This is a genomic window from Aeromicrobium sp. (assembly GCF_025965075.1).
Lineage (GTDB): Bacteria > Actinomycetota > Actinomycetes > Propionibacteriales > Nocardioidaceae > Aeromicrobium.
The window spans coordinates 1-5249 of the sequence record NZ_JAOPXQ010000217.1 but is presented as its reverse complement, the minus strand read 5'-3'; the positions used below and the strand labels follow the sequence as shown (position 1 = coordinate 5249).

Annotated in this window: 4 protein-coding genes and 1 pseudogene; 3 read left to right on the top strand and 2 right to left on the bottom strand. The window is 68.6% G+C overall.

Annotation, left to right across the window (positions count from 1 at the left end; translation table 11 throughout):
- Positions 1-171 precede the first annotated feature (171 nt).
- The gene (locus tag JWQ91_RS13015; RefSeq protein ID WP_297784777.1) at positions 172-840 is read left to right on the top strand and encodes a GAP family protein; all 669 of its coding nucleotides are present in this window, start codon (positions 172-174) and stop codon (positions 838-840) included.
- Here JWQ91_RS13015 and JWQ91_RS13010 read toward each other — a convergent pair.
- On the bottom strand, positions 833-2224 hold the full coding sequence (locus JWQ91_RS13010; RefSeq protein WP_297784774.1) for a chloride channel protein: 1392 nt from the start codon (positions 2222-2224) through the stop codon (positions 833-835). The two genes, JWQ91_RS13015 and JWQ91_RS13010, sit on opposite strands and share 8 nt — an antisense overlap.
- Before the next feature lie 345 nt (positions 2225-2569).
- Here JWQ91_RS13010 and JWQ91_RS13005 point away from each other — a divergent pair.
- Positions 2570-3124 (top strand): annotated as a pseudogene (locus tag JWQ91_RS13005) (ATP-binding cassette domain-containing protein); the annotation flags it as partial.
- On the opposite strand, the gene JWQ91_RS13000 reads toward JWQ91_RS13005, so the two are convergent.
- Positions 3121-4335 (bottom strand): hypothetical protein, encoded by a 1215-nt coding sequence (locus JWQ91_RS13000; RefSeq protein ID WP_297784771.1) that lies wholly within the window; start codon positions 4333-4335, stop codon positions 3121-3123. The pseudogene JWQ91_RS13005 and the gene JWQ91_RS13000 sit on opposite strands and share 4 nt — an antisense overlap.
- A 736-nt stretch (positions 4336-5071) precedes the next feature.
- On the opposite strand from JWQ91_RS13000, the gene JWQ91_RS12995 reads away from it, so the two are divergent.
- Positions 5072-5249, top strand: a 178-nt coding sequence (locus JWQ91_RS12995; RefSeq protein WP_297784780.1) for an alcohol dehydrogenase catalytic domain-containing protein, incomplete at its 3' end; no start/stop codon positions are given.

Genomic DNA, 5249 nt, shown 5'->3' with positions numbered 1-5249 from the left:
GGCCCGTGGCCCGTCGCCCGTCGCCCGTCGCCCGTCGCCCGTCGCCCGTCGCCCCCGTCGCCCGTGGCCCGTGGCCCGTCGCCCGTCGCCCGTCATGCTGCAGGGTGAGGCGGTTGTGCGCACGGGGCGGCACGATGATTCGGACGGCGCCGAAAGAGCAGGGAGGATGCGGTGGGCCTGATCCTCCCGATCGTCTTCCTCGGTCTGATGGCGAGCCTGTCGCCCGCCACGATCGTGGTGTTCGTGCTGGTTTTGGGAACGGCCAGGGCTCGGGTGAATGCCGCCGCGTTCCTCATCGGGTGGGGGCTCTCACTCACGCTCATGTTCACCGGGACCTACGCGCTGGCGGCCTCCGGCGCGAGCGAGACGCAGAGCGGGCGCACGTCGGTCGCGGTCCTGGAGATCATGCTGGGCGCCGTCCTGCTGGTGCTCAGTTTTCGGTTGTGGCGACGCAGGGGGATCGCGCCCCACTCAGCCGCGGAGTCGAGCTGGGGAGGGGAGCGGCTCCTCGAGCGAATGCAGGGACTGACTCCCCCCGGCGCCGCGGTGGTCGGCGTCCTCAAGCAACCCTGGGCGATCACCACCGCTGCGGCTCTGGTCGTGGTGCACAGCCACACCACCGGACTACTCGTCCTCCTCGCCTTCGGGTTGTTCACCGTGGCGTCGACGGCGACCGTCGGACTGATGTTCCTCTACTACGCCCGCAATCCCGCTGACGCCGACACCTGGCTGGCTGCGCTGCGGGACTCGGCAGTTTCGGCCGGGCCGACGATGGGCGCACTGACGGGGTTCTTGGTGGGCGGCTTCCTGCTGATCGCCGGCTTGATCAACATCAGATAGGACGCGAAGGGTCGAGGTTCGGACTGCCGCGGTCCGGTACGGAGCCTGTGCCACGTGAAGGCTGGACGTCGGTCTCGGAGGGTGGTGCCGGCGCGGCTTCTGAACGGCCCGGGCCCGGAACCGGGAGCAGCATGCTCACCACGTAGGCCACCGCGACCGCGATGACTATCTCGGGTGTGGTCGAGAGCCCGTTGGCTCCGAGGAGCAGGGTTGCGAGCAGGGTCGAGGTCAGGGGCAGGCGCAGCATCGCCGTGCACATGGCTCCGATCCCGATCCCGATCGCTGGTGTCATTGCCATCCCGGGCAGGCCGGACGCCGCGATGCCGAGCACTGCGCCGATAAATATCGCGGGGAACACCGGGCCACCGCGGAACGCGCTCAGGGACAGGCCGTAGACCAGCGTCTTGCATCCCGCGAGCAGGAGGAGGGCGCCGACCGAGTAGTCGGTTGCGTGGGCGACCACGTCGGGCAGGTCGCTCTGGCCGGAGAAGAGGACCTGCTTGAAGCTGTGGTTCGACAGCAGCTGGTAGACCATCGCGGTCAGGCCGATGCCCAGGCCCAGGAGCGATGTCACCAGCACCCGGCTCCGGTGCACGACGGGGCGCAGCGACAGGCCGGACCAGCGGATCACCCAGCCGAGGCAGGCGGACGCAGCGCCGAGGGGAAGGGCCCAGGCCAGCGTCGCGGGCGTGGGGGTCACCTCGGGGGGTAGCGAGGTGAGGGCCAAGGAGAAGTCTCCGAGACCGGTCCAGCTGTCGAGCCCGACGAACACGAGCGTCCCTACACCGGCCGCGAGCAGGCCAGGGAGGGCGACCAGGATCAAAGTCGTGCCGGCGATCCCGGCGGCCTCCATGATCAGGAACGCGCCGAGCAGGGGTGAGCCCAGAAGCGTGCTGATCGCGGCGAAGCTGCCGGCCGATGCCATGATCGTCACGGCCATCGGGGGTGCGTCAGTCTTGAGCTGGTGGACGACCAGCGCCGCGAGGCCACCCCCGACGGCGATCAGTGGGGCCTCGGGGCCGAGCACAGCGCCCAGCGCCAGCGTGGTGAACGAGGCAAGAACGATGCCCGGCAGCTCGCGGTCGATGGGCGGCCCGCCGCCAGCCGCGAATCCGAAAGCGGGTGAGTGGCCACCGTTGCCCGGCAGGTGGCGGATGCTCAGCCCTGTCAGCAGACCGCACAACACCAGGAACGGCACCGGCCACCAAGCCGGAGCGCCACCGTCGAAGACGTCCTTGGGCAGATCCGCGAAAAGGTACTGCTGGATCTTCGAGACCAGCGCGAGGAACCCGTAGGCGATCGCCGAGATCGGCACGCCGAGCAAGGTGGCGAGGACCAGCGCTGAGAGGTAGGCCCGCGACCGAATGACTGCGGCCGGATCCATCGCCGGTGGCAAGGCCCCGGACGAGGACCCGGCGTTGATGTCAGGTGCCGGCATCGGGCGGCGCTCTAGATGCGCTCTGTCGGGAAGCCATGCTGCTCGACCGCGCTGCGGTCCGATCCTCCGTGTCTCCGTTCACTCGCCATGCCGAATCCTCCTCTAGCGCGGGCTGGCACCCGCGACAACGGCCGGTCATCGACGATGCCCCTCCAACACCTTCGACGTCGTCACCCGTCCGGGGTGAGGGCCGCGACCTGACGTCACCGGTTTTGTTACCGCATGCACAAGCAGTCAGGTCATGTTCAGGTAGGACGCGACAGGCTGGGGTAATGACGCTCGTGATGTTTCGTGATCGAGCCCCGGCAGCTGACCAAGTCGTACGGCGAGAAGGTGGCCGTCGACGACCTGAGCTTCACGGTGCGGCCGGGTGTCGTTACTGGCTTCCTCGGACCCAACGGGGCTGGCAAGTCCACCACGATGCGGACTGATCCTTGGGCTCGACGCACCTACGGCGGGATCGGTGACGGTCAACGGTAGGCCGTACGCGGAGCATCGCCAGCCGCTCAGGGAGGTGGATGCCCTGCTGGAGGCGCGTGCTGTCCACACCGGCCGGTCCGCCCGCAACCATCTGCGATCGATGGCCGCCACGACCGGCCCCGGTCGACGGCCCGTGGAGGATGTCATCGAGCTGGTGGGCCTGCACGACGTCGCGTCGCAACGAGTCGGCAACTTCTCGCTCGGCATGGGTCAGCGGCTCGGCATCGCCGACGCCCCGCTCGACGACCCGAAGACGCTGATCCTCGACGAGCCGGTCAACGGCTTGGATCCTGACGGCATCCGGTGGATCCGCAACCTGCTGCGCGGGCTGGCCGACGAGGGGCGCACGGTTAGGTGACAAGTCACAGGGGCGAGTGGACGAAGGGTAAGAACTTGTTGACTAGGTCGAGCCTGTCGTCGAGCCAGCCGAGCAGGCTGAGGCTGTTGCTGACCGCGGCCGGCGGGTCGCTGATGAGGGTGTCGGCGCGGAGCAGTCGTTCGAAGTCGACGAGCACCGGGCCGGTGCGAGGCAGCCCGTGGCGGTCGAAGAACTCGACGCCGGCCAACTCCATCACCTTGATGACCTCCTGGGCGAGGATGCCGTAGGCGCTGGTCGTCGGATGCACGCCGTCGAGGGAGAACAGGCCGCCGTCGCTACGCCCATCTGGCCCCGAGCGGAAGAAGCGTGTGTTCGGTACCGGGTCCAGTGCAGCCAGCGCGCGTGGCAGCTCGTAGGGGGTCCACCAGGTCGGCCTGGCCCATGGACTGTCGACATAGCGACGGGTCGCTAGCCGATCGAGGATCGACCCCATGTCGAACACGTACCAGTCAAGGCCGTCGCTGCGGGCGGCGGCCACGGAGTTGATGATCGTCTCGTTGTAGGAGTCGATGGCGGAGTCGATCGCCCGCGCCTCGTCCTCAGTGATGTACGGATCGCGTCTGGTGTCGAAGTCCTCGTCGGTGATCCATGGCCTGGTGTAGTACGGGAAGTACCGGGACTGGGGCCGGACCTTCTTGAAGGTGCCGCGGGCGATCGGGGCGATGGTGACCGACGGGACCGTCGCGATGATGACGTGCTGGGCGGCGATCTCGCGAAGCTTCGCCGCGAGCAGGGACCAGTCAGCAGCGAACGCACTGGGACGCCACAGGTTGCAGCCGACGCGAGCAGCCAGACGCTGGTCGGCCGGGAGGTCGGCGTAGCCTTCGGGTGTCCACGCAGGCTCCAGTGTGACGACCGAGCCGAGTGCGTTGTTGGAGCCCAGGACGACCACCAGCGTTTCCACCCCCTGAGTGGGGTTACTCATGTCGGCCACAGCGTCCAGAACGGTTCGCCCGCGGGTGCCCTCCCGGGCCCGCTGAAGGACCGGCCAGGCTGCTCGGTCCTGGTGTCGCTCCACCAGCTGGGAGAGCGGATCGTCCTTGGTCGGATGAGCGAGCCGGGAAGCCACCACGGTCGAGGTGAGGAGCAGGGGGTCGAGAAGGTCCCACCCGTGGACCGCCATGTTGTGGAACGGGGCCCCGGGGGGCGGAGTCCGCGAACCCTCGCCGCGCTCCCAGTAGTCCTCGACCCGGTCCATGTAGGACTGCAGCCACAGGCCCGCCGTCACGATCTCCCAGAAGTCCAGATGTGCACCGAACCGCTTCTCGAACGATCTCGCCAGCCGCTCCAGGTCCAGAGGCAACCCGCCTGGCCCCGTCGGCCACTCGTACGTCGGGAAAGCGAACTGCTCCGCACTCAGCCCCAGCTCGTAGGCCGTGATTGCGGGCCACGACAAGTCCGTGCGATGCACCGCTGCGCTCATGAACCCCTGTGTCAGGGAATCCCCGACGGTGACGAGACGGTGCTTGGTCTTGGCAGCCGCCCCACGGGGCACCTCGATCCCCAGAGTCGGGTCGGTCACCGGCTCCCGGGGGCTCGTGCTGATCTGGACCTCGTCGGGAGTCGCCCGTGGGTTCGCCATCACCATCAACCTCCCCAGCGTCAGGCAAGCGGTGCGCCTCAAACGCTACCCCTGACGAGGGACGCCGGCATCGTCCCTGCCGCGAGTCAGCGGTGACCGAGTGATCGGGGCTTCGAAGCCCGCAGCCCAGGTCACGCCACGTCGGCCCCATGGCCGAGTCGATCGCGGCGGAATGGCGCGGGTCGCCGCCTAGCTGCGCACTGCGGGCGCGGTCGCCAGTATCGATCTGCGCGCAAGCACTGCTCGGGAGGTACCGGCAATCGTGGTGGGTCAGCTCAGGCCTCCCGTCGAACCGTGCGACATCAGACACCACGGCGCCGAACACCGGCACCCTGTCTGGGACGATGTGGCGATGCGCGCACTTGTGGTCGCCGCCGCTGGCTCTCGACCTGAAGTCCGGGAGGTGCCGCGGCCCTCGGCTCCAGCCGGCGGCGTCGTGGTCCGTGTCGTTGCCACTGGTATGTGTCGCAGCGACTGGCACGGCTGGGCGGGTCACGATGAGATCTCGTTCCCGCATGTGCCCGGCCACG